The sequence below is a fragment of the Haemophilus sp. SZY H35 genome, assembly GCF_018829705.1.
Taxonomy (GTDB): Bacteria; Pseudomonadota; Gammaproteobacteria; order Enterobacterales; family Pasteurellaceae; genus Haemophilus; species Haemophilus haemolyticus_K.
On sequence record NZ_JAHKJZ010000001.1, the window covers coordinates 525,515 to 551,200 of the forward strand.

Genomic DNA, 25,686 nt, shown 5'->3' on the forward strand with positions numbered 1-25,686 from the left:
ATACATAGCAATCATTAGAATAGGCTTGAATTTAATTAATTCTCTCTTTACGAAAAACAAGGATTCTTTATGTCAAATATCAAACACGCAAAACTTTTAATTTTAGGCTCAGGTCCTGCTGGTTATACAGCTGCCATTTATGCGGCACGTGCAAACTTAAAACCAGTATTGGTGACGGGTTTGCAACAAGGCGGCCAACTTACTACCACAGATGAAATCGAAAACTGGCCGGGTGATTTTGAGATGACTACCGGTTCAGGTTTAATGCAACGTATGTTGCAACATGCAGAAAAATTTGAGACAGAAATCGTCTTCGATCATATCAATCGCGTAGATTTATCTTCTCGTCCATTCAAACTTTTTGGCGATGTACAAAATTTCACTTGTGATGCGTTAATTATCGCAACAGGCGCCTCTGCACGCTATATTGGCTTACCTTCAGAAGAAAACTACAAAGGTCGTGGGGTTTCTGCTTGTGCAACCTGTGATGGTTTCTTTTATCGTAATAAGCCGGTTGGTGTCATTGGTGGTGGAAATACTGCGGTAGAAGAAGCGCTTTACTTAGCCAATATTGCAAGTACAGTGCATTTAATCCACCGTCGCGATAGCTTCCGTGCGGAAAAAATTCTTATCGAGCGTTTATACAAAAAAGTAGAAGAAGGAAAAATAGTTCTGCATACTGACCGCACTTTAGATGAAGTGTTGGGTGACAACATGGGCGTAACCGGATTACGTTTAGTCAACACAAAAACTGGGGAGAAAGAAGAACTCAAATTAGATGGCTTATTCGTAGCGATTGGTCACTCGCCAAATACGGAAATTTTCCAAGGGCAACTAGAATTAAATAATGGCTATATCGTTGTAAAATCTGGTCTTGAAGGAAATGCAACAGCCACCTCTGTGGAAGGCGTATTCGCAGCAGGCGATGTAATGGATCACAATTATCGCCAAGCCATTACCTCTGCGGGGACTGGTTGTATGGCAGCATTGGATGCAGAACGCTATTTAGATGCTCAAGAAGCATAAATTCTCTAACTAATTCCCCTCTTTTTAAAAGAGGGGAACTTTTTCTATATCACGATAAAACTATGAACAAACTTCGCCAAAAATATTTACAAAAATGGCTTCGCGCACAACAAGAACCTATCAAAAAATTAATGCGCGCAAACATTGTCCTAGCTACGCTTTCTGCACTCATTTTAGTCGCGCAAACTTATTTTCTTGCAACTTTGCTCGATAAACTGATTATGCAAAATGTGCCTCGTGATGAACTCATTCCTTATTTTCTCGGGCTAATTATCGGCTTCGGGATGCGTGCTATTATTTTATGGGCAAGAGAAAAAATTGGTTTCCGAAGCGGACAATTATTGCGCAACCATATTCGTCAAAAAATTCTGGATAAAATCCATCTTGTCGGCCCCGCAACAATCAATCAAAAACCAGCTGGAAGTTGGGCAAGCATTATGTTGGAACAAGTTGAAAATTTACATAATTTCTATGCCCGTTTTCTGCCACAACAAAGTCTTTCAGCCATTGTTCCAGTCGTTATTTTAATTGCTGTATTTCCGTTGAACTGGGCTGCAGGCTTAATCTTAATGATTACCGCACCGCTTGTTCCCGTCTTTATGATCCTTGTTGGTATCGCTGCAGCAGACAGTAGCCAAAAAAATATGGAAACACTGGCTCATTTAAGTGCACAATTTCTAGATCGATTACGTGGTCTTGAAACCTTACGTCTTTTTAACCGCACTTCTGAACAAACGGAGCATATTGAAAATGCCACTGAAGATTTCCGTGAAACCACAATGGATGTGCTAAAACTCGCTTTTCTCTCTTCTGCTGTATTAGAATTTTTTACCTCTATTTCCATTGCCCTCATGGCGGTCTATTTTGGTTTTAGCTACTTAGGTCAAATTGAATTTGGTACCTATAATGCACCGCTTACACTTTTCACAGGTTTCTTTTGTTTAATTCTTGCACCTGAATTTTATCAACCCTTACGCGATCTCGGCGCTTATTACCACGACCGCGCAGCGGGTATTGGTGCCGCAGATGCCATTGTTGATTTCTTAGAATCCGATTATTTAACCGTTCATCAAAATGAAAAAACAATTTCTTTGGAAAGTGCGGTTGAAATTTCTGCCGAAAATTTAGTGGTACTTTCGACACAGGGTTCTGCATTAACCAAGCCGTTAAATTTCCAAATTCCAGCAAATCACAATGTTGCACTTGTAGGACAAAGTGGCGCAGGGAAAACCTCATTAATGAATGTAATTTTAGGCTTTTTACCTTATGAGGGCTCTCTCAAAATTAATGGTCAAGAACTTCGCGAAAGCAATCTAGCTGACTGGCGCAAACATATTGCCTGGGTGGGACAAAATCCATTGTTATTACAAGGTACAATTAAAGAAAATCTTCTGCTTGGTGATATTCAAACAAGCGATGAGAAAATTCACCACGCTTTAAGCCAAGCCCAAGCCACCGAATTTACAGATAAACTCGGTTTAGATTATGAAATTAAAGATGGAGGATTAGGCATCTCTGTTGGGCAAGCCCAACGTCTTGCTATTGCACGTGCATTATTACGCAAGGGTAGCCTACTATTGCTTGATGAGCCAACAGCCAGTCTCGATGCCCAATCTGAAAATCTCGTCCTTCAAGCATTAAATGAAATGAGTTGTTACCAAACAACATTAATGATTACACACCGCATTGAAGATTTAAAACAATGTGAGCAAATTTTTGTCATGCAGCAGGGCGAAATTGTCCAACGGGGGATTTTTGCTGAATTACAAAATGAAGGTTTCTTTGGAGAACTTCTTGCACAACGAAAACAGGATATCCAATAATGCGCACATTACTTCCGTTTATACGTTTATTTAAATTCGCCAAATTTCCTCTTATTTTAGGCTTGGTGCTGATGATTTTAGGTTTGGGCTCCAGCATGGGCTTGCTTACCGTTTCAGGATGGTTTTTAGCCGCTACCGCCATTGCAGGACTAGGAACGCTATTTAACTTTTTCTACCCATCAGCCAGCGTGCGAGGTTTAGCTATCGGACGAACTGTCATGCGCTATTTTGAAAAAATAGTGACGCATGATGCAACATTCCGCATTTTGTCCAAATTACGCGTACAAGTATTTGAAAAAATCATTCCTTTAAGCCCAGCGGTATTAAATCGTTATCGCAACAGCGATTTGTTAAATCGTTTAGTGTCCGATGTGGATACACTTGATAGCCTCTATTTACGTTTACTTGCGCCATTTTTCACCGCTGCATTTGTAATCATTGCCATGACAATTGGACTTAGCTTTGTCAATATTCCACTCGCACTTGGTTTAGGTTTATTTTTGTTAATTTTATTAATGATTATCCCAACTGTTTTTTATCGACTAGGGCAGGATTTTGGCGAACAGTTAATCCAAGCACGCGCGACCTATCGAACCCAGTTTTTAGAATTTATCCAAGCACAAGCCGAGCTTTTATTATTTAATGCAGAGGATAAATTAAAAGAGAACATGTCAGCCACAGAAAAAACATGGCAGGAAGATCAAGCCAAAGAAGCAAAATTAAGCGGATTTTCTACCGCGCTTGTTCTGTTTTTAAATGGTTTGTTGATTTCTGGCATGCTATGGTTTGCAAGTAACGCCGATTTTGGCACAGATGAATACCGCACGGCTTATATTGCACTGTTCACTTTTGCTGCGCTTGCCGCCTTTGAGATCATCATGCCATTGGGTGCTGCATTTTTACATATAGGTCAAGTGATTGCTGCAGCAGAGCGTGTAACCGAAATCATTGAGCAAAAACCGCTTGTTGAGTTTAATGGTAACGAGGAATTTGAAACAAAAGTGCGGTTGATTTCTGCGAAGGATTTAAGTTTTTCCTATCCAGGGCAAGAAACGCTTGTATTAAAAAATCTTACATTAGATTTAGAACAAGGCCAAAAAATTGCTATTTTAGGCAAAACTGGAAGTGGGAAATCTTCACTTCTTCAACTTTTAGTTCGTAATTATGATGCGAATCAAGGTGAGCTTTTATTGGCAGAAAAACCCATTTCTGCCTATTCAGAAGAGGCATTACGCCGCCAAATTTGTTTTTTAACTCAACGTGTTCACGTATTTAGCGATACGCTTCGTCAAAATTTACAATTTGCAAGTACGGATGAAATTTCTGATGAACAAATGATTAAAGTGCTACATCAAGTTGGTTTAAGCAAATTACTTGAGCAAGAAGGGAAAGGTTTAAATCTTTGGCTTGGGGATGGCGGCCGTCCGCTTTCCGGTGGGGAACAACGCCGTTTAGGTTTAGCACGTATTTTACTCAATAATGCGCCAATTTTATTGTTAGATGAACCAACAGAAGGTTTAGATCGCGAAACTGAACGTCAAATTTTACGTTTAATTCTACAACATGCCGAAAATAAAACCCTAATTATGGTCACTCACCGTCTAAGTTCAATTGAACAATTCGATAAAATTTGTGTAATTGATAACGGAAGATTAATCGAAGAAGGCGATTACAATAGTTTAATCACCAAAGAAAATGGTTTCTTTAAAAGATTGATTGAGCGAGTATAAGAAAAGGAAGTTGGGCGGAAACCTTCCCAGCTTCTTCTCGGCACACAGTAATTCCGACTTTGGCTGCTTCCTTCCGGACCTGACCGAGTAAACCAGACACCGTTGCGAGAGACCGAGAAGGTTTCCATTGATATCGCAATGCGATTGCGCGCTATTATGCAGAAATTACTGCCGTATTGCAAAGACTAATTCAAAAGTGCGGTGAATTTGGCGAGAATTTAAGCCACATTTTCAGGATTTTTATGAAATGAACTACCTACAATACTATCCGACCGATGTGATCAATGGCGAAGGCACAAGATGTACACTTTTCGTCAGTGGATGTACGCATGCTTGCAAAGGTTGCTATAACCAAAAAAGTTGGTCATTTTCAGCAGGTGTATTATTTGATGAAGCAATGGAGCAACAAATCATCAATGATTTAAAAGACACACGCATTAAACGCCAAGGGTTGACGCTTTCAGGTGGCGATCCACTTCATCCCCTCAACGTAGAAACATTATTGCCATTTGTGCAACGCGTAAAACGAGAATGTCCCGATAAAGACATTTGGGTTTGGACGGGTTATAAGCTGGATGAACTAGACGAACAACAACGTGCTATGTTGCCTTATATTGATGTGTTAATTGATGGGAAATTTATTCAAGAACAGGCTGACCCAAGTTTAGTTTGGCGGGGTTCAGCAAATCAGGTTATTCATCGATTTAAACTATAATATTACCGATACGCCATTATTGCGTCTTTTTATTTCGCTCTAAAGATTTATGCTGAATCTGCACTATTTTTCCTTTTGCCTGAAAATATTCTCCAAGTTGTTGTGCTATATAAACAGAGCGATGTTTCCCACCAGTGCATCCAATAGCAATAGTTAAGTAACTTCTATTATTTTTTTCTAAAAGCGGCAACCATGTTTCTATATAATTTCGTGTAAGATAAATAAATTCATTCACTTCTGTATGACTATTTAAAAATGCCGCCACAGGCGCATCTAATCCTGTCATTGGGCGAAGTGCCGGATCCCAATGTGGATTGGGTAAGAATCGCACATCAAAAACATAATCTGCATCAAGCGGAATACCATATTTAAACCCAAAAGATTCTATAATAATTTTAAGTTCTTTTTCGCCATACCCACAAATAAACTCTCGTAATTTTTCTGCAAGCGTATGTGTCGAAAGATGTGTCGTATCAAGAATGAAATTAGCATGTTGGATTAGTGGCTCTAAATATTGATATTCTGCATCAATCGCAACTTCAAGGGACAGATCTTGAACAGAAAGTGGGTGTAAACGCCGAGAATCACTATATCGACGAATCAACGTACTGCGATCCGCCTCTAAGAAAATAATCTTAACCTGATGATGATTTTGTAATGTTGAAAGTGTTTGCTCTAACGTCGTCGCAGAATTTGGAATATTACGAATATCTAGACTAATCGCTACTGAAGATTGTGACTGAGAAAGAATCTGAGTTAATTGAGGTAGTAAATCAAAAGGGATATTATCCACACAATAATAGCCCATATCCTCCAAAGCGCGTAGTGCCACAGACTTTCCCGCACCAGAACGTCCGCTAATAATGATAATATCCATATGCCCTCCCACTCTTTATTTCTTATTCATTATTCTCAAAAGAGATATTTTCTGAGCTATCTGAAATTTCAAAAACCTGCCAAATTTCCTCTGCACTTTTTGCTGAACGTAACTGCTTCAAAAGATTTTTATCCGTTAGTCTTTCAGTTAAGAAAGATAAAATTGGCATATAGGTTGCGCACTGATTTTCAGGTACCAATACCGCAAATACAAGATCAACAAATTTACCATCTGATGAATCGTAATCAATCGGTGTATCTAATTGCATAAATACAGCTATTGCTTTGTCTGATAATGTTACAGGAATTTTAGCTTTAGGCATGGCGATACCATTTCCTAAACCTGAATTACCTAATTTTTCCCGTTCAAAAAGACATTCCAAACAAACTTGTTCACCTTTCTCATCATTAACTTGCTCAATGACAAAATGCGCAATAGATTCAAATAATCGTTTTTTACTGGAAAAACTTACCCCCTGACGAATATTCTCAGGGCTTAATAACTCGGTAACGTTCATCTTTATAACTTAAACTGATCACCAAGATAAACACGTTTAACATGCTCATCATTCATAACAGCCTCAGGCGTACCTGTCGCAATAATTTTACCTTCTCCAACAATATAAGCGCGTTCACACACATCTAAAGTTTCACGTACATTATGATCAGTAATTAGCACACCTAATCCGCGATTACGTAAATCAGTAATAATTTTCTTAATATCAGATACTGAAATAGGGTCAACACCAGCAAAAGGTTCATCTAATAAAATAAATTTAGGATTAGCGGCTAATGCTCGAGCAATTTCTACACGACGACGTTCCCCACCAGATAAAGATTGGCCGAGACTATCTCTAATATGACTAATATTAAATTCTTCGATTAATTCATCCGCTCTTTCACGGCGTTGCTCAGCGGTTAAATCTTTACGAATTTCTAAAACGGCCATCAAATTTTCATAGACGGTTAAACGGCGAAAAATAGACGCCTCTTGGGGTAAATACCCAATACCTCGCTGGGCGCGATTATGCATTGGAAGTAAACTAATATCCTCACCATCAATCACAATCTTACCTTGATCTTGGCGAACGAGTCCCACCACCATGTAAAAAGTCGTCGTTTTTCCCGCACCATTCGGCCCAAGTAATCCCACAATTTCATTTGAATTAACTTGAAGACTAACATCAGATACCACTTTACGGCTTTTATAGCTTTTCGCTAAATTCTCAGCAATCAAAACTGACATGATTACTTCCCTTTCGCTTTTTGTAATTGAGACGGAATTAACACTGTAGTCACTCGTGATTTCGCACCGCCATTTGCTCTAAGTTGCTGTTTCTTCACATCATAAGTGATAAGTTCACCATTAATTTTGCTATCTAATTGTTTCAACTCAGCATTGCCTGTCAATGTTAAAAACTCCGTACCAAGATCATAGTGCACCTTGTTAGCCTTTCCATCAACCGGTTTCCCATCGTCAAGTAATTGATGAAATGTAACAGGGCTACCAAAAGCATCAACAGTTTCTTTTTTACCTGAGTTTTCTGGTGGACGTGTAATCACAACCTTGCTTGCTTTAATTAAAATCGACCCTTGAGTTATCACAACATTATCCGTAAAAGTCACTACACTCTTTTCCATATCCAACGCTTGATTATCCGAAACGATATTAATCGGTTGATTTGTATCATCTTTAAGCGCAAAAGCCGATATGGATGTCATCATTAACGTTGTGAGTAAAAATATTTTATTATTTACGAACTTCATAATATGTTTTCACCTGTTCTTTTAAAGTAGCAACTTGTTGACGTAAATTGCCAACCATTTTTAATCCTGTTGAACTAAAATTTTGTCCATTAATCTTGACCATTGAGTCTGATGTCATATCCTGTGTTTTCAAATTGACAATTGCCATCTGAGTTTCTACACGCTGCAAATGAGAAGTTGGTTCCAAACTTTCCGCCACAACATCTCCCTCTAAATACAGCATTTCATCTTTTGTGAGCTTGGCTTTTTTAGCACTCAATTTCCAACTCTGTGATACCAAAGCATGAGCAACATCCTTTGCTTGACTAGTATTAGATGAATTAACATCGAATAAATAGACTAATGGCATCTCAAAATCAGTATGTCCATCTACAGTATAATGTTTCACATTATCCGCAAGAGAAACATATTGTTTTTTCCCTTCTGGTGAAAACACTGTTGTTTCCATTTTATTGCCAATATAATCGGGGCTATCTGGCTTTTTCACCAAATTTGATAAATCAGGTGCATCCCGATTCAGTGAATAAAACCAACCTAGTAAACAAAAAGCAATAATACTTAAAATTACATTCCAACGAATATTCATTTTTTCTACTTTATTATCTGGATAAGTGCGGTTAAAAACGTTGATAGCACTTGCTTGAGTCTCACAAAGCTAATCTTCCAGCATCAATGATTTCAGCATTTGATAAATATCTCGATATGCTTTCGAAGGTTTATTTTGTTCCCGCTCTTTCTGTGCAGAACGAATCAAATTACGTAATTTCTGGCGATCAGCTTCTGGATAATTATTTAATAAATTCGTCAATGCTATATCACCATTTTCGATCAACTCATCACGAATTTTTTCAATTTTATGTAACATCGCTTGCTGCTGATTATGCTTATTTTCGATTTTATCTAACGCTTCACGAATTGGGGCAATATCAATACCACGAAATAATTTTCCAATATATTGTAACTGACGACGGCGCGCCTCTTTTTGTAAACGCTGAGCAAGCTCAATGGCATCAAGCAAAGATTCATCAAGGGGAATTTTAGCTAAATTTGCTTTGGTTAAATTCACAATTTTTTCGCCAAGTTGCTTTAAATCTTCCGCATCTCGCTTAATTTCACTTTTACTTACCCAAATAATTTCTTCTTGCGCCTCATCTCCCCAATCAAAAGCTTCTTTTTTCTTACGTTTCGCCATTTTTTGTCCTTTATAAAAATTGGGGCGCATTTTACCATAAACTTTGAAAATAAGATAAAATGTTGCAAATTTTTAACAGGAAAAAACAATGAAAGCACCCGAAAATCAAACCGCACTTTTAAAAGCGCAGGAGCAAGGATTACGTCACGCTGTTAGTTTTGCAGTTGAATTAGCCCAAAAAGCTGGAGCCAGTGCAGAGGTGGCTGTAACCAAAGTAAGCGGCTTATCTGTTTTAACACGATTGCAAGATATTGAAAATGTGGAATTTACCAATGATGGAGCACTAGGTATTTCCGTTTATTTAGGACAACAAAAAGGTAATGCTTCTACCTCTGATTTAAGTGAAAATGCCATTAAAAATACTGTAGAAGCGGCACTTTCTATCGCAAAATATACATCACCCGATGATTGTACAGGACTTGCTGATGAGCAATTAATGGCCTTTGATGCGCCTGACTTAGCACTTTACCATCCTGCTAATATTGATGTAGAAAAAGCAACAGAACTTGCTCTCCGTACAGAAAAATCTGCTCTTGAAGCAGATAAACGAATCGTAAATAGCAATGGTGCAAGCTTTAATTCTCACACAGGTGTAAAAGTATATGGTAATACCTACGGTATGTTACAAAGCTATTTATCTAGTCGCTATTCATTATCTTGCTCAGTCATTGGGGGCGTAGAAGGTGCATTAGAAAATGACTACGAATATACAATTTCCCGTGAGTTTGATCGACTTCAATCACCGACTTGGGTCGGTGAAACTTGCGCGAGAAAAGTAGTTTCACGCCTAAACCCACAAAAGCTTAATACATGTGAAGTACCCGTCATTTTTTTAAATGATGTTGCAACTAGTATTATTTCGCATTTAGCGGCATCAATAAGTGGCGGTAGTTTATACCGAAAATCAAGTTTTTTACTTGATAGACTAGGAACATCCGTCTTACCTGAATGGTTTAATATCAGCGAACGCCCCCATTTATTACGTGCACTTGCTTCAACGCCTTTTGATAGCGAAGGAGTCCGCACACAAAATCGTGAAATTGTTGAGAATGGTATATTACAAACCTATTTATTGACCAGTTACAGTGGAAAAAAACTCGGAATGCCAAGCACAGGTCATGCAGGCGGGATTCACAATTGGCTTATTCAACCAAATTTAACGGGAGGATTAACCGCACTCTTACGTAAAATGGATAGAGGTCTATTAGTAACGGATGTTATGGGACAAGGAGTAAACCTTGTGACTGGTGATTATTCTCGAGGCGCATCAGGATTCTGGGTTGAAAACGGTGAAATTCAGTACCCTGTCGCTGAAATTACAATTGCAGGTCAATTACAAGATATGTTGAAAAACATTGTTGCTGTATCAGATGATATAGAACATCGTTCAAACATACAAACCGGCTCAATTTTATTAGAAAAGATGAAAATTTCTGGAAATTAAAAAATATTTAATATTGATAATTATTCTTATTGACAGAAATTAAAATTCTGATAAGATACCTGCCATCTGTTAAGCGATTGCAGGTTGCTCCAACAGGTAGAGTAGAAAGTAAATTCGTTAGGGTTCAAAAGGCTGAAGATTAATCTTCAGCCTTTTTTATATTTCATCTTCCATCTCTAAATCTATCTTAAAAGAATTCAAGTTATTTATATTGAAATATGGAATAACACTCAGCGAGAAATTCTGATACACATGGCATAACGATCAATTTTTTTGTAGAATGGCAAACGATTACATTCCTTTTAAATTCACAAGGACATTTTATGAAAAAACACCATGTTGATGTTTTAATTGCAGAAAGCGATGTTCACTCTCGTATTGCAGAGCTTGGGGCCGAAATAACAAAACATTATCAAGAAAAACAAGTCAATAACCTTGTTGTTATCGGACTTTTACGTGGCTCATTTATGTTTATGGCTGATATTGTACGCCACATTCATTTACCTGTAGAAATTGAGTTTATGACTACTTCCAGTTATGGAACAGGGATGACAACAAATCATGATGTGCGTATCACAAAAGATCTTGATGGCGATATTAAAGGTAAACACGTATTAATCATAGAAGATATTATTGACACGGGTTACACGCTTGAAAAAGTACGTGATATTTTGAATTTACGTGATCCTGCAAGTCTTGCTATCTGTACCTTGCTTGATAAACCCTCTCGTCGCGAGGTTGAGGTGCCGGTAGAATGGATAGGTTTTGAAATTCCAGATGAATTTGTGGTGGGATATGGTATCGATTATGCACAACATCACCGTAATTTAGGCTATATTGGCAAAGTGGTTTTAGAAGAGTAATGCTCATCAAACAAGTGCGGTCAAAATTTATAATGAATTTTGACCGCACTTGTTTTTAACGTTTCGCTTTCTTAATAAACTTCATCAAACGTTTACGCTTACGCAATTGGTTTGGAGTAAGTTTATTTTTACGCCCTGCAAATGGGTTCGAACCTTCTTGGAAAAGAAGACGAATTGGTGAGCCAATAATTTTCAAACTCTTACGATAATAATTAGATAAATAACGTTTATAAGAATCGGGTAATTTATCCATTTGGTTACCGTGAACCACGATAATCGGCGGATTATAACCACCCGGATGGGCATATTTTAATTTAATTCGACGACCGCCAATCATCGGAGGTTGGTGCTCATCGGTTGCCATTTGCAAAATACGAGTTAAAAGCGAGGTCGTCATTTTCTGAGTCGCACAAGCATAGGCTTCTTTAATCGAATCAAAAAGATTACCCACACCACTACCATGCAATGCGGAAATAAAATGCACACGAGCAAAATCAATAAAATCTAAACGACGGTCAAGTTCAGATTTAACGCGGTCTTTCACATCTTGATCTAAACCATCCCATTTATTCACGACGATCACTAAAGAACGACCTGAATTTAAAATAAAGCCGAGTAAAGATAAATCCTGATCAGAAATGTTCTCTCTCGCATCAATAGTCAGTAATACAACATTAGCATCTTGAATCGCTTGCAAGGTTTTAATCACGGAGAATTTTTCCACAGCTAAATGCACCTTACCGCGTTTACGCACACCAGCCGTATCAATCAACGTATATTGCTGCCCATCACGCTCCATTGGAATATAAATACTGTCGCGTGTCGTGCCCGGCATATCGTAAACCACCACACGATCTTCACCTAAAATACGATTGGTTAAGGTGGATTTACCCACATTTGGGCGGCCAACAATGGCAATCTTAATATTTTTATCTTGCTCTTCTTCCGATTCCTCTAACGCCTCATCAAGTAAGGCTGTATCTTCTTCTGAATCAAAATCGAATTCTTGTTCCCATTCGTCTTGTTCTTCCTCAGAAGTACGGTCATTTTCATCGGAGTTTTCCATTTGTTCCGCAAAAGGCGCAAGAACTTGTTCCATTAACTGAGTGACACCACGACCTTGTGAAGCAGCGATTTGCTCAATTTCCCCTAAGCCTAATTGATAAAATTCAGCACAATGAGAATCCGCATCAATACCATCGGTTTTATTTGCCACCACAATCGTCGTTTTGTTTTGACGTTGACGTAAGTAATTAGCAATACCAATATCAGCTGCAGTTAAACCCGCTCTAGCATCCACAAGGAAAAGAACAATATCGGCTTCATCAATAGCAAGCAAAGATTGCTCCGCCATTTTTTCTTCTACGCCCTCTTCTGTTCCATCAATACCGCCAGTATCAATAACAATAAACTCATAGCCAGCAATATGAGCATGGCCGTATTTTCTATCACGAGTTAGACCAGGAAAATCAGCGACTAACGCATCTCTTGTACGAGTAAGGCGATTAAATAATGTGGATTTTCCCACATTCGGGCGACCAACAAGGGCCACAACTGGAGTTGCCATAAAAAATCTCTTATTTTGTCAAAAATGACGGCCATTATATCGGAAGTTAAAGGATTGGTAAAAAATGATTTCAACAAGGAAAAGAAAAAGCCACAGGATACAATCCTATGGCTTTCTAAACACTGTTTATTTATATATAACTTATACGTTATAATAATCTCGCTTTCAAGGATTCAGCTTGAAAGCGAGTGTTGCGCTTTTTCGCAACGTTTGAAGAGGATAAGAAAATGATTAAACTCATTATCCTTGTCGTACTACTATTATTAGTGAGTTTACCGGCTTACTAATAACACGACATACTAGGGAGTGACAGATCCCTAGTTCTTCAAATCTTAAAAGTTTACTTTATTTTTGTCAAGGATGAAGCAAATTTCACATACAAAAAAAGCACCCTTAGGTGCTATCTTTATTTATCTTAATTGGCGGAATGGACGGGACTCGAACCCGCGACCCCCTGCGTGACAGGCAGGTATTCTAACCAGCTGAACTACCACTCCGAGATAAGATATTAATTTTAAATTGGCGGAATGGACGGGACTCGAACCCGCGACCCCCTGCGTGACAGGCAGGTATTCTAACCAGCTGAACTACCACTCCGCTAAGTGGTGCGTATCATAATGACGAACATAAATCTCGTCAATCTTTTTTTATAATTTTTTTATTGTATGATTAAATCCTAAACGATTAGTGAATACCCTCTTTGTCTAAACGTTTATCCCATAAACAATTATCACCGCTTTTTTTATTAATCATTTTAATAAATTCTAAATGCGCCAATAATTCATCTTCACTCGGTTGTAATACTTTCAAATTATGCGAAACATTCACCGCACTTCGTAAAGCTGAATCTTTATTACCTGACATGGTTCGAATAAAATGTGATTCATTCACATCATTTTCATCAAACAAACTGGTTTGACCGCCTGTCATTGCCAAATAAACATCAGCTAAAATTTCAGCATCTAGCAACGCCCCGTGTAGCGTACGTTTACTATTATCAATATTCAAACGGTCACAAAGTGCATCTAAGCTATTACGCTTGCCTGGATACATTTGACGCGCCATCTGTAGCGTATCTGTGACTAAGCAAATTTCATCAGTTTTCACATTAAGATTCAACTTACGAAACTCATAATCCATAAACCCCACATCAAAGGGCGCATTATGAATCAATAATTCTGCGCCTTTAATATAATCCAAAAATGGCTGTGCAATCTCATTAAATGAGGGTTTATCTGCCAACATTTCATCTGTAATGCCATGAACTTTAATTGCTTCAGGATCAACAGGACGATCAGGCTTAATATAAAAGTGAAAATTATTGCCAGTATAACGACGATTAATCATTTCTACCGCACCAATTTCAATAATACAATGTCCTTCATAATGCGCCCCTAACTGATTCATCCCCGTTGTCTCGGTATCCAGTACAATTTGACGATTTGGATTAACCATTTGTTCAACCTATTTCTTTCCTTTAAAATGAGGGTCATTTTACACAACAACCCTTTTGTTATGCAAAAACAGATTGAAATTTTTACTGACGGCTCCTGCTTGGGCAATCCTGGACCGGGAGGAATTGGCATTGTCTTACGCTATAAGCAACATGAAAAAACCATTTCCAAAGGCTACTTCAAAACTACAAATAATCGTATGGAACTTCGTGCTGTCATTGAAGCACTGAATATTTTAAAAGAGCCCTGCCAAATCACACTTTACAGTGATAGCCAATATATGAAAAACGGGATCACGAAATGGATTTTCAATTGGAAAAAAAATAATTGGAAATCAAGTCAAGGCAAACCTGTAAAAAATCAAGACTTATGGCAAGCGCTGAACGAAGCCATTCAACATCATCGAATCAATTGGCAATGGGTAAAAGGCCATGCGGGACATCGTGAAAATGAAATCTGTGATGAATTAGCCAAAAAAGGGGCTGAAAACCCAATATTAGAAGATGAAGGATATTTTGAAACCTCAATATAAATACACAGCTTCAATGTATTTTTATACCACTTTACTTAAGCAAACGATTACGAAAGCATTCACCTGAACACAAAATAAACAAAAATAGATGAAAAATGTGATCCTGATCAGATTTTTGGAAATTAAGCCTATAGGAGTGATTGACACAAAAAATGGAATTTGCAATGATTTGCGCGTCTATTTAGGCGGTTGGACTGCCATATAAGGAAAAAGTTCAATCATAGATAGTAAAACAACCATAAGGAATACAAATTATGAAAAAAACACTTGCAGCATTAATCATTGGTGCATTTGTAGCTTCAGCGGCGAACGCGACAGTAATCTATAATAATGAAGGTACTAAAGTTGAATTAAACGGTTCTTTACGTATCAACTTAGAAAAATCTAACCAAGATGGTATTAATAAATCAGGGAACTTAAAACGTCATACTCATTCAGGATTGAAAAATGATGGTTCTCGTTTTGAAATTAAAGCACGTCATGATTTAGGTGATGGCTATTACGCATTAGCACGTACTGAAGTACGTTTTGATGGTGATGAAAAAGGTCTTAAAAAGAAAGACAACGATGGTTTTGGTAATTTAACTACGAAACGTGCTTATGTTGGTTTAGGCCACAAAGAATTTGGTCAAGTAACTTTTGGTCGTCAAGTAACTATTGTTGATGACGTAGTGACAGCAGAAGACAAAACATACGGTCTAATTGAACAAGGTGATTACGTATCAAAAGAAGGAAAATCTGTTGTTCGTTACGACTACTATGGTATTGAAGGTTTACAATTAGGGGTTGGTTACCAATTTGCAGAACAACGCAAAGATAATAATGAAGTACTTGAAGGTTCTGTTCAAAACTCAAACCAATTTGGTGCTTTATATGAAAAAGATGGCATAATTGCTAAAACTGCGTTTGGTAGAACAAATTACAAAACTGGCAATACAGAAACTAAAGAACATAGAGATGGCGTTGTTGCTAGCTTAGGTTATGAGTTCAATGGTGTAACTCTTTCTGTGGATGGTGGTTACGCAAAAACCAAATTTAAAGATACCGATAAAAAAGAAACTCGTTTCTTTGTATCACCAGGTTTCCAATATCAAATTACTGACTTAAGTAAAGTATATGGTAACTATAAATATGAACAAATTAAAGGCACGGATAGTTCTAAAGATAAACAACACGGTTTCTTACTAGGTATTGACTATAAACTTCATAAACAAGTAGTAACCTACTTAGAAGGTAAATATCAAGTTACTAAATCTTATGACGAAGATGGTAAATACGTAGACGATAGCAAAGTTAAAGATAAAGCTATTGGCGTAGGTATCCGTGTATACTTCTAATTAGTTGATTAAAGACTACTGTATAAAAGGCGAATCAAATGATTCGCCTTTTTACTTATTACATGTAAACAAAATCTAGTCATAACGAAGTACGGTAATAAAAATAGCATTTTATTACCGCACTTTTTCTTATATGTTCACAGGCTTAACAATTTCGCTCGGATAGCACCCTAAAATCTTTAAATAATTACTATAATTTTTCAGCTCTTCTAAGGCTTGTTGCGTATCGGGATGATGAATATTCGCCTCAATTTCTAAATAGAACATTTCTTCCCATGGTTTACCATAGATTGGACGAGATTCTAATTTTGTCATATTAATGTGGTGTTTTTTAAATACCAATAAGGCATCGACTAATGATCCCACCTGTTGTGAAGTCGTCATCAACAATAAGGTTTTTGTTGGGATCTGAGAAGAAACCTCTCGAGGTGTTTTAGCAACCACAATAAAACGTGTAATATTATTTTCTTGATTAGCAATATTCGTTTTCAGAACATTCAAACCATATAATTTTCCACCGTCTTCATTACCCAATGCCGCGATATTAGGTTTATTCAAACTTGAAACTAATTGCATAGCATGGGAACTACTTTCGCAATATTCAATATGAACACGTTCAAGACTATGAATAAATTGGCTACATTGTTGAATAACTTGAGGATGGCTATATAAGGTATCAATTTGGCTTAAATCTGTCATATCATTGACTAATACGCAATGTTTAATTGGATAAGCCAACTCTCCCACCAATGAAAGCTCTGTATGTTGAAGTAAATCATAAACTTCATTAATCGCACCCGAAGTAGTATTTTCTAAAGGAAGGATACCAAAATCAGCCTCACCATTTTGTACTTTTTCAAATACTTGCTCAAAAGATTGACAGCCTAATTCAATAAATTGTTTTTGGTAACGTGCCGCATAATTCCTTGCCGCAAGATTAGAATAAGATCCACGTTTCCCTAAAAATGCAATATGTAAATTTTGGCTACGCTGTTCATTTAATTTATTTTGTAGGTAAACTTGCTGCGTTAATACTGAATCTTCAATGATTTTTTGAAAAATTGATGTGATATATTGAGCCTCAAGTTGATAGTTCTCATTTTCAGCAAATTGAATCAATTCTTGCAAAAGCGCTTGTTCACGCTCAACATCTCGTAAAGCCTTTTGAGTGACTTCTTTGCTTCTTACAACATCAAAAGCTAAGCGATGACGTTCTGACAGCAACTTCAACAAACTACGATCAATTTGTGTAATTTGTTGCCGAATTTCTGATAATTCTAATGCCATAATGTTTTCCTATAAAATCTTCCCGAAATTAACCGCGCTTTTGCGCTTTACAATTAAAATACGTACTAAATAAAAAAGCTATACTTCTTATCAGAAATATAGCTTTTTCAACAAAAAAAGAATTAAATCAATACTTGAACAGGCGCTACATACCCTTGCGGTACTTGAGCTTTATCTTCAAAGGTGACAAATTCCCATGCTTCTTGATTAGCTAAAACGGCGCGAAGCAATTTATTATTCAAACCATGTCCTGATTTATAAGCTTTGAAATCACCAATGATATTATAGCCTGCCATGTAAAGATCGCCGATCGCATCTAACATTTTATGGCGTACTAATTCATCTTTGAAACGTAATCCATCCTCGTTAAGAATACGATAATCATCTAACACGATAGCATTATCAAGGCTACCGCCTAATGCCAAACCTTGAGATTGAAGATATTCAATATCTTTCATAAAACCAAAGGTTCTTGCTCGGCTTATTTGATGAACAAATGCTTGAGCCGAAAATTCCATGTCATAATTACGCACGTTTTTACCAATCGCAGGATGATCAAAATCAATAGTGAAATTTAAGCGGAAACCATTATAAGGCTTAAACTCAGCCCACTTATCACCGTCTTCTACACGTACATATTCTTTAATACGAATAAATTTCTTCGCTGCGTTTTGTTCTTCAATACCCGCATCCAGTAACAAATAAATAAATGGGCTTGCACTACCATCCATAATAGGAATTTCTGGAGCATCGACTTCAATAATAATATTATCAATACCAAGGCCTGCTAGTGCAGCATTTAAATGCTCAACTGTTGAAATACGCACACCTTGCTCATTTATTAAGGCAGTACAAAGCATAGTATCACGCACAGAATTAGGATCAGCAGGAAATGCCACAGCTGGATTTAAATCTGTACGGTAATATACAACCCCTGTATTTGGCATTGCAGGACGTAAAGTTAATGTTACCTTTTTGCCACTATGCAAGCCTACACCAGTGACCTTAATGCTTTGTTTTAATGTTCTTTGTTTAATCATATTATTTACCCTTAATTTCAGGCAATACTACATCAATTTGATGAATTTTCATCACGTTGTGCTGCAGGGTTAAAGAAAGCATTGTTTTTAAACATATCTAAACGATCTGTAATAGGTTTATCAAGCGGACGATGATATTCCTCTTCTACTGTTTTAGTTTCTTCAACCGGTTCCGGACGACGAATATCTGGCACAATACTTACATCTTGTGGCTGGCGTACGGGGCGAACAACTTGAATTGGCTCATTAACTGAGATATCTCCCAATCCTGTTGCAACAATAGTCACTCGGATTTCGTCCGTCATTTCAGGCACTAAGCTGGTACCAATCACGACAGTAGCATCTTCAGAAGCAAAACTACCCACCGTTTCACCGACAATATTAAATTCTTCGAAAGAAAGATCCATACCCGCAGTGATATTCACCAAAATACCTTTTGCATTTGAAAGATCGATTTTCTCTAATAAATCATTACGTACGGCAATACGAGCGGCTTCTTCAGCACGCCCTTCACCCGCAGAACCAACAGCAGAACCAAAGCCAATCATTGCTTGTCCCATTTCTGACATAACAGTTCTTACATCAGCAAAATCTACGTTGATTAAACCTGGTGAGGTAATCATATCTGAAATACCCATTACAGAATTACGTAATACATCGTTTGCTGCAGCAAATGCATCAATTAATTTAGCGTTTTTAGGGAGAACTTTTTGAATTTGTTGATTTGGGATAATAATCATTGAATCAACATATTGCGCTAAATCTTTAATACCCAATTCAGCAAATTGCATACGTTTTTTGCCTTCAAAAGCAAACGGCTTAGTAACAACCGCTACAGTTAAAATACCTAATTCTTTTGCAATTCTCGCTACAACAGGCGCAGCACCCGTACCTGTACCGCCCCCCATACCAGCTGCAATAAAGACCATATCAGCACCTTCAAGCATTTTACGGATTTCTTCTTGATCATCTTCCGCTGCTTTACGGCCAATATTTGGATTTGCCCCTGCACCTAAACCTTTAGTCGTCTCTCCACCAATTTGTACAGTTTGTTGAACATGGCTTTTACGTAGAGCTTGTGCATCAGTATTTACTGCATAGAAAATAATGCGGCCATGCTCTTCCGATGTTAATGTGCTTTCCCCTAAGTAGGTACCACCCATTTCTTGTTTCACCATATTCATAACCATATGGTTGACGGCATTACCGCCACCGCCTCCCACACCTACGACTTTAATCAGTGCACCGGACTCGTTAAAATTGTCGTACTCAGGGTACTCAGGGTATAGCATTGATGTTCTCCGTTATGATCAGACAAACTGACCCAATATATAAAACCTAAATTCTCTTTATTGTAGATGAAAAATCAAAATAATCAAAATTCTGACCGCACTTTATTGACAATTTTTTTAATTCCTTGCCAAATTGGCTGCCAAACACCACTCTCTGAATCATCACTACCCGAAATTAAATCATCATCACTATTGCTTTGATTATATTGTAATAATCCTACTACTGTAGAATATTGTGGACGACTCACATAATCCGTTAAACCAGTAATATTTAATGGGCTACCAATACGTACTTGGCAATTAAATACATCTGAAGCACATTCTTTTAAATCTTCAATTTGTGCGCTACCACCGGTAATCACAACACCTGCAATTAATTCAAATTTAATATGTTTTGCTTCTAATTCTTTCTTTAATTTATCTAATTCATCTTTTACTACACCTAAAAGTTCAGTATAACGCGCAGATGTAATTAAGGATAAATCACTTTTAGTTAAAGAACGAGGTGCTCGACCACCAATACTTGCCACTTCAATTTTTTTATCGCCATGTAAACGTGCTGGATAAAATGCACTTGCATAATTAACTTTAACACGCTCAGCTTCTGCACGTGAAATGGTACAAGCGTGTGCAATATCATTTGTCACAATATTCCCAGCATAAGGAATTACCTTACTAAAACGCAAAGCACCATTAGTATAAACCATCACATTCATTGTACCTGCGCCAAAGTCAATTAAGCATACCCCTAAATCTTTTTCATCTTCAGTTAATACTGAATGGGTAGCAGCAAAACCAGAAAATACAACTTTATCAACCTGTAAACCACAACGTTCAACAGCTTTTTTTAAGTTATTTTGCCAATCTTGATGGCAAGCAATTAAGTGCACTTGAGCTTTTAATCGAACACCTTGTAAACCAAGAGGATTCTTGATATTAAATTGACGATCTACTGCATATTCTTGTGGAATAATATGTAATAAAGATAATCCTTCTGGCAATTTAATCGAACTTGCAGTGTGAAGTGCCGCATCAATTTCATCTTGTGTTACTTCGCGATCAGAAATAGGTACAAAGCCGCTTTCATTTAAGCTTTGAATATGCTCACCTGTAATTGCTAAAGTCACACTCATAATTTGGCAGTCTGCCATGGATTCAGCGCCTTCAATCGCACGTTGAATCGAATTGACGACAGCATCAAGATCAGTAATACTGCCACGATCAATACCTTTTGATGGGCAACTTCCCATCCCAAGAACATTTACCACACCATCAGGGAAAACTTCCCCAACAACTGCGACAACTTTTGACGTGCCAACTTCTAATCCTACAATCGTTTTTGCTTCCACACCTTTAACCATTTTTACACCTAGTTATTTTTATTTATCTGCCATACCTACAGCAGCACCTGCCGTATATCGTAAATCTACATAATCTATTTTTTTATTTTCTGGTACATCAATTTGTGGATAAATCGTTACAAAGCGCTCCAGTTTCGATTTCCACTCACCTCTGCCTAATCTTAACACAATATCATTATCAAGCGTAACCTGCCATGCACCACGCTCATCAATTGTCATGCCTTTTGCCATTAAATTCTTGGCTTTAAAATCAGCATAAATTTGATTCCATGCCTCCAAAACTTTTAAGCTTTGATAATCTGGCCCTCCTAAATAAGGTAACGTTTGCTTATTCAACCTTTCAAAAGGAAGCTGAAATACAACACCATCTTGTGTAACTAACTGGTTATGATTCCAAAATGCTACAGGCTGATATTCAGTTACCCAAATGCTTAAACGATTTGGCCATATTTTCCGAACAACTGCATTCTTAACCCAAGGCAAAGCTTCTATTTGAGCCTGAATAGGCTCAACATCCTGTCCCCAAAAGCCTTTTAATGATCCCATTTTTAATAGGCTTTCTTTTATATCTGCATCTGTCGTAAATGTTTTCTGCCCCATAAGTGCAAATGCCCCCATGGGTTTGTCATCCATTTTTTCTAAAAGTGTTTGCCAATTAATATATACGCTAAACACAAGCAAAGCGCCTAACAAAGCAAAGAAAGCCCAGATGTGAAAATAATACTTGGACTTTTTTTCGCCAAAACGAATATTCTGTGGTGTATTCCCTTTCAGAATGTTCATATTATGCACTTAACTCCAAAATTTTCACGACAAGTTGCTCAAAAGAAATCCCGACTGTCGCAGCTGATTTAGGAAATAAACTATGACTAGTCATACCAGGGTTTGTATTCACTTCCACTAAACGGAAATTGTCTTGTGAATCACACATGACATCAATACGGCTCCAACCACGACAACCTACTGCATCATAAGCACGTTTCACTAATAACGCTAATTCTTGTTCACGTTCAGGCGTTAAGCCTGCAGGACAAAAATATTGTGTATTATCTGAAATGTATTTTGCCTGATAATCATAAAACTCACCTTCAGGTACAATATGAATAGCAGGTAAAACCTTTCCATCTAATACCGGTACAGTTAACTCATCTCCAGCAAGCCACTCTTCAATTAAAATTGTATTATCAAATTTAAGGGCAAATTCTACCGCACTTTTTAGGGCTTCTACGGTTTTCACTTTTGTTAATCCCACACTAGATCCTTCTAAAGACGGTTTTACCATTAATGGTAAGCCCAGTCTTGCCACAACCTCTTCAGAATTAAGATTATTAAAAGTTTCACGCGTAACCACTTCCATTTCAGCGACAGGTAATCCAAACGCCTTCCATAGCATTTTTGTACGCATTTTATCCATCGTCAACGCAGAAGCCATCACGCCACAACCAGTATAAGGCAAACCAATTTGCTCTAATAAACCTTGCATTGTGCCATCTTCACCACCACGACCGTGTAAAATATTAAATACTCGCTCAAAACCATCATTTTTAAGATTTGCAACAGGGTATTCTTTGGGATCTATTGGATGAGCGTTATACCCCTGATTCAACAAAGTTTCTAATACGGCTTTCCCCGATTGAAGAGACACTTCACGCTCAGCAGATGTACCGCCTAGTAATACGGCAATTTTTTCTTTTTTTAAGTTCATTTTTTATCCTGTTCGTCATTACCTAGGGAAAATATATCCTAGATTTCTTTCTATTCTATTTCATGGGAAATATAGCTGTTCCTCAACAGAGGATGATTATAAATAACCAAGAGCCTATATTAATTTTTCCAAGATTCAGCCAAACCACGAGAAATTTTACTCACACTTCCCGCACCTTGCGCTAGAATTAAATCACCGTCTTGAATAATTTGATCAAGCACATCGCCTAATTGTGATGTATCAGAAACTAAAATTGGATCAACTTTTCCCAAATTACGAATAGAACGGCAAAGTGATTTACTATCCGCACCGACAATTGCGGCTTCCCCTGCTGCATAAACATCAAGCATAATTAACGCATCAACTTGAGAAAGTACCTGAACGAAATCATCAAATAAATCTCGAGTACGAGAATAACGATGAGGTTGGAAAATCATCACAATTCGTTTATCGCCCCATCCTTCTCGTGCAGCTTTAATGGTTACACCAACTTCTGTTGGGTGATGGCCATAATCATCTACTAAACGTACTTTTCCATTAGGGCGAATAAATTCACCTAATTGATCGAATCGGCGGCCAGCCCCTTGGAAATCGGCTAATGCTTCTAAGATAGCTTCATTATCAATACCTTCTTCTTTCGCTACCGCCAATGCTGCCGTTGCATTTAAGGCATTATGTTTACCTGGCACATTTAATAATACATTGATACGTTCACCATTTGGACAAATCACTACATAATGCCCTTGGAAACCAGTCTGTTCATAATCTTCAATGCGATAATCCGCATGCTCACTGAATCCATAGGTAATTACTTGACGACCAACTTTTGGCACAAGTTCCATTAATACAGGATCATCTGCACACATCACGGCTAAACCATAGAATGGTAAATTATGTAGAAACTTCACATAGGTGGCTTTCATTTTCTCAAAATCGCCTTCATACGTATCCATATGATCGGGTTCCATATTAGTCACCACTGAAACCATAGGTTGCAAATGTAAAAATGAAGCATCACTTTCATCCGCCTCCGCAATTAAATAGCGACTCGCACCAAGATGCGCATTTTTACCCGCAGATTTTACCAATCCTCCATTTACAAAGGTTGGATCAAGTTTTGCCTGGGTATAAATCATGGAAATCATAGCAGTAGTAGTCGTCTTCCCGTGTGTTCCTGCAACAGCAATACCATGACGAAAACGCATAATTTCAGCTAGCATTTGTGCGCGTTGAATAACTGGGATACGTTTCTCCTTAGCAGCAATAAGCTCAGGATTATCTTCATGAATCGCACTTGACACAACAACAACGCTTGCGCCTTCTATATTCTCTGCGGCATGACCAATATAAATTTGCGCCCCAGCCTGCACTAAACGTTGAGTAACAACGCCATCGGCAATATCTGAACCAGAGATTTGATAGCCCTCATTTAATAAAATCTCAGCGATACCACTCATTCCCGCACCACCAATACCAATAAAATGGATTTGTTGTACACGGCGCATTTCAGGAATAATTTTTCTAATTTCTTCGTGGGAATGTTTCATTTATATTTCCTTTTTGACCTATTGGCAAAATACTAAAGTGCGGTTAAAAACTCACAATATTTTTGTTATTACTTTGAATTTTCAATGATTACATCTGCAACTCGTTGCGCTGATAATGGTGTTGCCATTTCTTTTGCTTTGATTGCCATTTGCAATAAATTTTCACGTGAGAAATTTTTTAAATAGTTCACCAAAATATCAGGCGTTAAATCAACTTGCTCCACAATTTTTGCGGCACCAACATCAGCCAAATATCTAGCATTCAAATATTGCTGGCGATCTTTATGTTGGAAAGGTACAAAAATGGCTGCTGCACCAACTGCGGCAATTTCGCAAACCGTTAATGCACCTGAACGACAAATCACCACATCCGCCCAAGAATAAGCTTCTGCCATATCATCAATAAACTCTGTTATTTTAACTCGATGAGCATTTTCTGCATAAAGCGCTTTCACTTCATCTACTGCACCTTTCCCTACTTGATGGCGAATATCTAATTTATTCTCGAGTTTAGAGAAAACTTTTGGTAACGTATGATTCAATACCCTCGCCCCTTGGCTTCCCCCTACAACTAAAACACGTAATTTATCTCCACGTTCAGAAAAACGAATTTCAGGATTAGACATCTGAAATAAATCTTGTCTAACAGGATTCCCAACAACCTCTGCATTTGGAAAAGCCGTTGGAAAAGCCTGCAATACACGCTTCGCAATTTTAGCTAACCACTTATTCGTTAATCCCGCTATCGCATTTTGCTCATGCAAAATAACTGGTACACCACAAAGCTTCGCGGCAATACCACCAGGACCTGACACATACCCTCCCATGCCAAGCACGGCATCAGGTTTCTCATGTTGAATAATTTTTTTTGCTTGTAGAATTGCGCGTAAAATAGCAAAAGGTGCAGTAAGTAAGGCTTTTAAGCCTTTACCACGCAATCCTGAAATTTGAATAAAATAAATTGGAATACCGTACTTGGGTACAAGCTGGGCTTCCATCCTATCTTTTGTACCTAACCAACAAATATCCCATCCTTGTTTCTGTAAAGTTTGTGCGACAGCTATTGCTGGAAAAACATGTCCGCCAGTCCCACCGGCCATTACTAATAATTTTTTATTTTTCATCTTT

At 37.7% G+C, this 25,686-nt stretch carries 24 protein-coding genes, 2 tRNA genes and 1 other RNA gene; 8 read left to right on the forward strand and 19 right to left on the reverse strand.

Features of this window, described 5'->3' with window-relative positions; genetic code table 11:
• Positions 1-69: 69 nt before the first annotated feature.
• The 3 genes from trxB to cydC all read left to right on the forward strand — a co-directional run bounded on the left by trxB (position 70) and on the right by cydC (position 4,579).
• Positions 70-1,026: a thioredoxin-disulfide reductase gene (gene trxB / locus KP710_RS02400; protein ID WP_111407218.1), complete on the forward strand. Its 957-nt coding sequence runs from the start codon at positions 70-72 to the stop codon at positions 1,024-1,026.
• Between the two features lie 62 nt (positions 1,027-1,088).
• A complete protein-coding gene (cydD, locus tag KP710_RS02405) occupies positions 1,089-2,849 on the forward strand; it encodes a heme ABC transporter permease/ATP-binding protein CydD (protein WP_111407217.1) in 1,761 nt (586 codons plus the stop codon).
• The gene (gene cydC / locus KP710_RS02410) at positions 2,849-4,579 is read left to right on the forward strand and encodes a heme ABC transporter ATP-binding protein/permease CydC (protein ID WP_111407216.1); all 1,731 of its coding nucleotides are present in this window, start codon (positions 2,849-2,851) and stop codon (positions 4,577-4,579) included. Before cydD ends, cydC begins: the two co-directional genes overlap by 1 nt.
• 20 nt (positions 4,580-4,599) lie before the next feature.
• Here cydC and ffs read toward each other — a convergent pair.
• Positions 4,600-4,698, reverse strand: an RNA gene (ffs, locus tag KP710_RS02415) — signal recognition particle sRNA small type.
• Positions 4,699-4,826: 128 nt separating this feature from the next.
• On the opposite strand from ffs, the gene nrdG reads away from it, so the two are divergent.
• Entirely contained in the window at positions 4,827-5,294 is a 468-nt protein-coding gene (gene nrdG / locus KP710_RS02420; RefSeq protein WP_111407215.1) for an anaerobic ribonucleoside-triphosphate reductase-activating protein, read from the forward strand.
• A 16-nt stretch (positions 5,295-5,310) separates the two neighbouring features.
• On the opposite strand, the gene rapZ is transcribed toward nrdG, so the two are convergent.
• From rapZ to yjgA, 6 genes are all read right to left on the reverse strand, one after another.
• Positions 5,311-6,171: an RNase adapter RapZ gene (gene rapZ / locus KP710_RS02425; RefSeq protein ID WP_111407214.1), complete on the reverse strand. Its 861-nt coding sequence runs from the start codon at positions 6,169-6,171 to the stop codon at positions 5,311-5,313.
• Between the two features lie 22 nt (positions 6,172-6,193).
• Positions 6,194-6,688 carry a PTS IIA-like nitrogen regulatory protein PtsN gene (gene ptsN / locus KP710_RS02430; RefSeq protein WP_048954105.1) on the reverse strand — a complete coding sequence of 165 codons (495 nt, stop codon included), beginning with the start codon at positions 6,686-6,688 and terminating at the stop codon, positions 6,194-6,196.
• A 2-nt stretch (positions 6,689-6,690) separates the two neighbouring features.
• On the reverse strand, positions 6,691-7,416 hold the full coding sequence (gene lptB / locus KP710_RS02435) for an LPS export ABC transporter ATP-binding protein (RefSeq protein ID WP_106013390.1): 726 nt from the start codon (positions 7,414-7,416) through the stop codon (positions 6,691-6,693).
• A gap of 2 nt (positions 7,417-7,418) precedes the next feature.
• Positions 7,419-7,937 carry a lipopolysaccharide transport periplasmic protein LptA gene (gene lptA, locus KP710_RS02440; RefSeq protein WP_048954107.1) on the reverse strand — a complete coding sequence of 173 codons (519 nt, stop codon included), beginning with the start codon at positions 7,935-7,937 and terminating at the stop codon, positions 7,419-7,421.
• Entirely contained in the window at positions 7,921-8,523 is a 603-nt protein-coding gene (lptC, locus tag KP710_RS02445) for an LPS export ABC transporter periplasmic protein LptC (RefSeq protein ID WP_111407213.1), read from the reverse strand. Before lptC ends, lptA begins: the two co-directional genes overlap by 17 nt.
• A 69-nt stretch (positions 8,524-8,592) precedes the next feature.
• On the reverse strand, positions 8,593-9,129 hold the full coding sequence (gene yjgA / locus KP710_RS02450; RefSeq protein WP_065264580.1) for a ribosome biogenesis factor YjgA: 537 nt from the start codon (positions 9,127-9,129) through the stop codon (positions 8,593-8,595).
• 88 nt (positions 9,130-9,217) lie between these two features.
• Between yjgA and pmbA the strand changes: the two genes are divergently transcribed.
• Positions 9,218-10,573, forward strand: coding sequence for a metalloprotease PmbA (gene pmbA / locus KP710_RS02455; protein WP_215770892.1), 1,356 nt, complete (start codon positions 9,218-9,220; stop codon positions 10,571-10,573).
• 323 nt (positions 10,574-10,896) lie between these two features.
• Positions 10,897-11,436, forward strand: coding sequence for a hypoxanthine phosphoribosyltransferase (hpt, locus tag KP710_RS02460; RefSeq protein WP_111407211.1), 540 nt, complete (start codon positions 10,897-10,899; stop codon positions 11,434-11,436).
• Between the two features lie 55 nt (positions 11,437-11,491).
• Here the strand turns inward: hpt and der are convergent, their stop codons facing one another.
• The 4 genes from der to dnaQ all read right to left on the reverse strand — a co-directional run bounded on the left by der (position 11,492) and on the right by dnaQ (position 14,458).
• Positions 11,492-13,003: a ribosome biogenesis GTPase Der gene (gene der, locus KP710_RS02465; RefSeq protein ID WP_111407210.1), complete on the reverse strand. Its 1,512-nt coding sequence runs from the start codon at positions 13,001-13,003 to the stop codon at positions 11,492-11,494.
• A gap of 420 nt (positions 13,004-13,423) precedes the next feature.
• A tRNA-Asp gene (locus tag KP710_RS02470) sits at positions 13,424-13,500 on the reverse strand.
• Positions 13,501-13,523: 23 nt separating this feature from the next.
• A tRNA-Asp gene (locus KP710_RS02475) sits at positions 13,524-13,600 on the reverse strand.
• Positions 13,601-13,687: 87 nt separating this feature from the next.
• The gene (gene dnaQ, locus KP710_RS02480) at positions 13,688-14,458 is read right to left on the reverse strand and encodes a DNA polymerase III subunit epsilon (protein WP_111407209.1); all 771 of its coding nucleotides are present in this window, start codon (positions 14,456-14,458) and stop codon (positions 13,688-13,690) included.
• 60 nt (positions 14,459-14,518) lie between these two features.
• On the opposite strand from dnaQ, the gene rnhA reads away from it, so the two are divergent.
• Positions 14,519-14,989 carry a ribonuclease HI gene (gene rnhA / locus KP710_RS02485; RefSeq protein WP_111407208.1) on the forward strand — a complete coding sequence of 157 codons (471 nt, stop codon included), beginning with the start codon at positions 14,519-14,521 and terminating at the stop codon, positions 14,987-14,989.
• 254 nt (positions 14,990-15,243) lie between these two features.
• On the forward strand, positions 15,244-16,326 hold the full coding sequence (locus KP710_RS02490; protein ID WP_215770893.1) for a porin: 1,083 nt from the start codon (positions 15,244-15,246) through the stop codon (positions 16,324-16,326).
• A gap of 129 nt (positions 16,327-16,455) precedes the next feature.
• Here KP710_RS02490 and KP710_RS02495 read toward each other — a convergent pair whose 3' ends face one another.
• From KP710_RS02495 to murG, 8 genes are all read right to left on the reverse strand, one after another.
• Entirely contained in the window at positions 16,456-17,613 is a 1,158-nt protein-coding gene (locus tag KP710_RS02495) for a chorismate mutase (RefSeq protein ID WP_111407207.1), read from the reverse strand.
• A gap of 122 nt (positions 17,614-17,735) precedes the next feature.
• Positions 17,736-18,653, reverse strand: a complete 918-nt coding sequence (lpxC, locus tag KP710_RS02500) for a UDP-3-O-acyl-N-acetylglucosamine deacetylase (RefSeq protein ID WP_048954116.1) — start codon at positions 18,651-18,653, stop codon at positions 17,736-17,738.
• A 32-nt stretch (positions 18,654-18,685) separates the two neighbouring features.
• The gene (gene ftsZ / locus KP710_RS02505) at positions 18,686-19,945 is read right to left on the reverse strand and encodes a cell division protein FtsZ (protein WP_139990268.1); all 1,260 of its coding nucleotides are present in this window, start codon (positions 19,943-19,945) and stop codon (positions 18,686-18,688) included.
• An 83-nt stretch (positions 19,946-20,028) separates the two neighbouring features.
• Positions 20,029-21,306, reverse strand: a complete 1,278-nt coding sequence (gene ftsA, locus KP710_RS02510) for a cell division protein FtsA (protein ID WP_215770894.1) — start codon at positions 21,304-21,306, stop codon at positions 20,029-20,031.
• Between the two features lie 18 nt (positions 21,307-21,324).
• Positions 21,325-22,089, reverse strand: coding sequence for a cell division protein FtsQ/DivIB (locus KP710_RS02515; RefSeq protein ID WP_215770895.1), 765 nt, complete (start codon positions 22,087-22,089; stop codon positions 21,325-21,327).
• 1 nt (position 22,090) lies between these two features.
• Complete coding sequence (locus KP710_RS02520; protein ID WP_215770896.1) at positions 22,091-23,011, reverse strand: D-alanine--D-alanine ligase; 921 nt, start codon at positions 23,009-23,011, stop codon at positions 22,091-22,093.
• Between the two features lie 119 nt (positions 23,012-23,130).
• Positions 23,131-24,558: a UDP-N-acetylmuramate--L-alanine ligase gene (murC, locus tag KP710_RS02525; RefSeq protein WP_204714179.1), complete on the reverse strand. Its 1,428-nt coding sequence runs from the start codon at positions 24,556-24,558 to the stop codon at positions 23,131-23,133.
• 68 nt (positions 24,559-24,626) lie between these two features.
• Positions 24,627-25,682 carry an undecaprenyldiphospho-muramoylpentapeptide beta-N-acetylglucosaminyltransferase gene (gene murG, locus KP710_RS02530; protein ID WP_215770897.1) on the reverse strand — a complete coding sequence of 352 codons (1,056 nt, stop codon included), beginning with the start codon at positions 25,680-25,682 and terminating at the stop codon, positions 24,627-24,629.
• Positions 25,683-25,686: the final 4 nt, after the last annotated feature.

Coding starts and splice junctions, on each gene's coding strand:
- trxB (WP_111407218.1), top strand. CDS start 70: ATGTCAAATATCAAACACGCAAAACTTTTAATTTTAGGCTCAGGTCCT.
- cydD (WP_111407217.1), top strand. CDS start 1,089: ATGAACAAACTTCGCCAAAAATATTTACAAAAATGGCTTCGCGCACAA.
- cydC (WP_111407216.1), top strand. CDS start 2,849: ATGCGCACATTACTTCCGTTTATACGTTTATTTAAATTCGCCAAATTT.
- nrdG (WP_111407215.1), top strand. CDS start 4,827: ATGAACTACCTACAATACTATCCGACCGATGTGATCAATGGCGAAGGC.
- rapZ (WP_111407214.1), bottom strand. CDS start 6,171: ATGGATATTATCATTATTAGCGGACGTTCTGGTGCGGGAAAGTCTGTG.
- ptsN (WP_048954105.1), bottom strand. CDS start 6,688: ATGAACGTTACCGAGTTATTAAGCCCTGAGAATATTCGTCAGGGGGTA.
- lptB (WP_106013390.1), bottom strand. CDS start 7,416: ATGTCAGTTTTGATTGCTGAGAATTTAGCGAAAAGCTATAAAAGCCGT.
- lptA (WP_048954107.1), bottom strand. CDS start 7,937: ATGAAGTTCGTAAATAATAAAATATTTTTACTCACAACGTTAATGATG.
- lptC (WP_111407213.1), bottom strand. CDS start 8,523: ATGAATATTCGTTGGAATGTAATTTTAAGTATTATTGCTTTTTGTTTA.
- yjgA (WP_065264580.1), bottom strand. CDS start 9,129: ATGGCGAAACGTAAGAAAAAAGAAGCTTTTGATTGGGGAGATGAGGCG.
- pmbA (WP_215770892.1), top strand. CDS start 9,218: ATGAAAGCACCCGAAAATCAAACCGCACTTTTAAAAGCGCAGGAGCAA.
- hpt (WP_111407211.1), top strand. CDS start 10,897: ATGAAAAAACACCATGTTGATGTTTTAATTGCAGAAAGCGATGTTCAC.
- der (WP_111407210.1), bottom strand. CDS start 13,003: ATGGCAACTCCAGTTGTGGCCCTTGTTGGTCGCCCGAATGTGGGAAAA.
- dnaQ (WP_111407209.1), bottom strand. CDS start 14,458: ATGGTTAATCCAAATCGTCAAATTGTACTGGATACCGAGACAACGGGG.
- rnhA (WP_111407208.1), top strand. CDS start 14,519: ATGCAAAAACAGATTGAAATTTTTACTGACGGCTCCTGCTTGGGCAAT.
- KP710_RS02490 (WP_215770893.1), top strand. CDS start 15,244: ATGAAAAAAACACTTGCAGCATTAATCATTGGTGCATTTGTAGCTTCA.
- KP710_RS02495 (WP_111407207.1), bottom strand. CDS start 17,613: ATGGCATTAGAATTATCAGAAATTCGGCAACAAATTACACAAATTGAT.
- lpxC (WP_048954116.1), bottom strand. CDS start 18,653: ATGATTAAACAAAGAACATTAAAACAAAGCATTAAGGTCACTGGTGTA.
- ftsZ (WP_139990268.1), bottom strand. CDS start 19,945: ATGCTATACCCTGAGTACCCTGAGTACGACAATTTTAACGAGTCCGGT.
- ftsA (WP_215770894.1), bottom strand. CDS start 21,306: ATGGTTAAAGGTGTGGAAGCAAAAACGATTGTAGGATTAGAAGTTGGC.
- KP710_RS02515 (WP_215770895.1), bottom strand. CDS start 22,089: ATGAACATTCTGAAAGGGAATACACCACAGAATATTCGTTTTGGCGAA.
- KP710_RS02520 (WP_215770896.1), bottom strand. CDS start 23,011: ATGAACTTAAAAAAAGAAAAAATTGCCGTATTACTAGGCGGTACATCT.
- murC (WP_204714179.1), bottom strand. CDS start 24,558: ATGAAACATTCCCACGAAGAAATTAGAAAAATTATTCCTGAAATGCGC.
- murG (WP_215770897.1), bottom strand. CDS start 25,682: ATGAAAAATAAAAAATTATTAGTAATGGCCGGTGGGACTGGCGGACAT.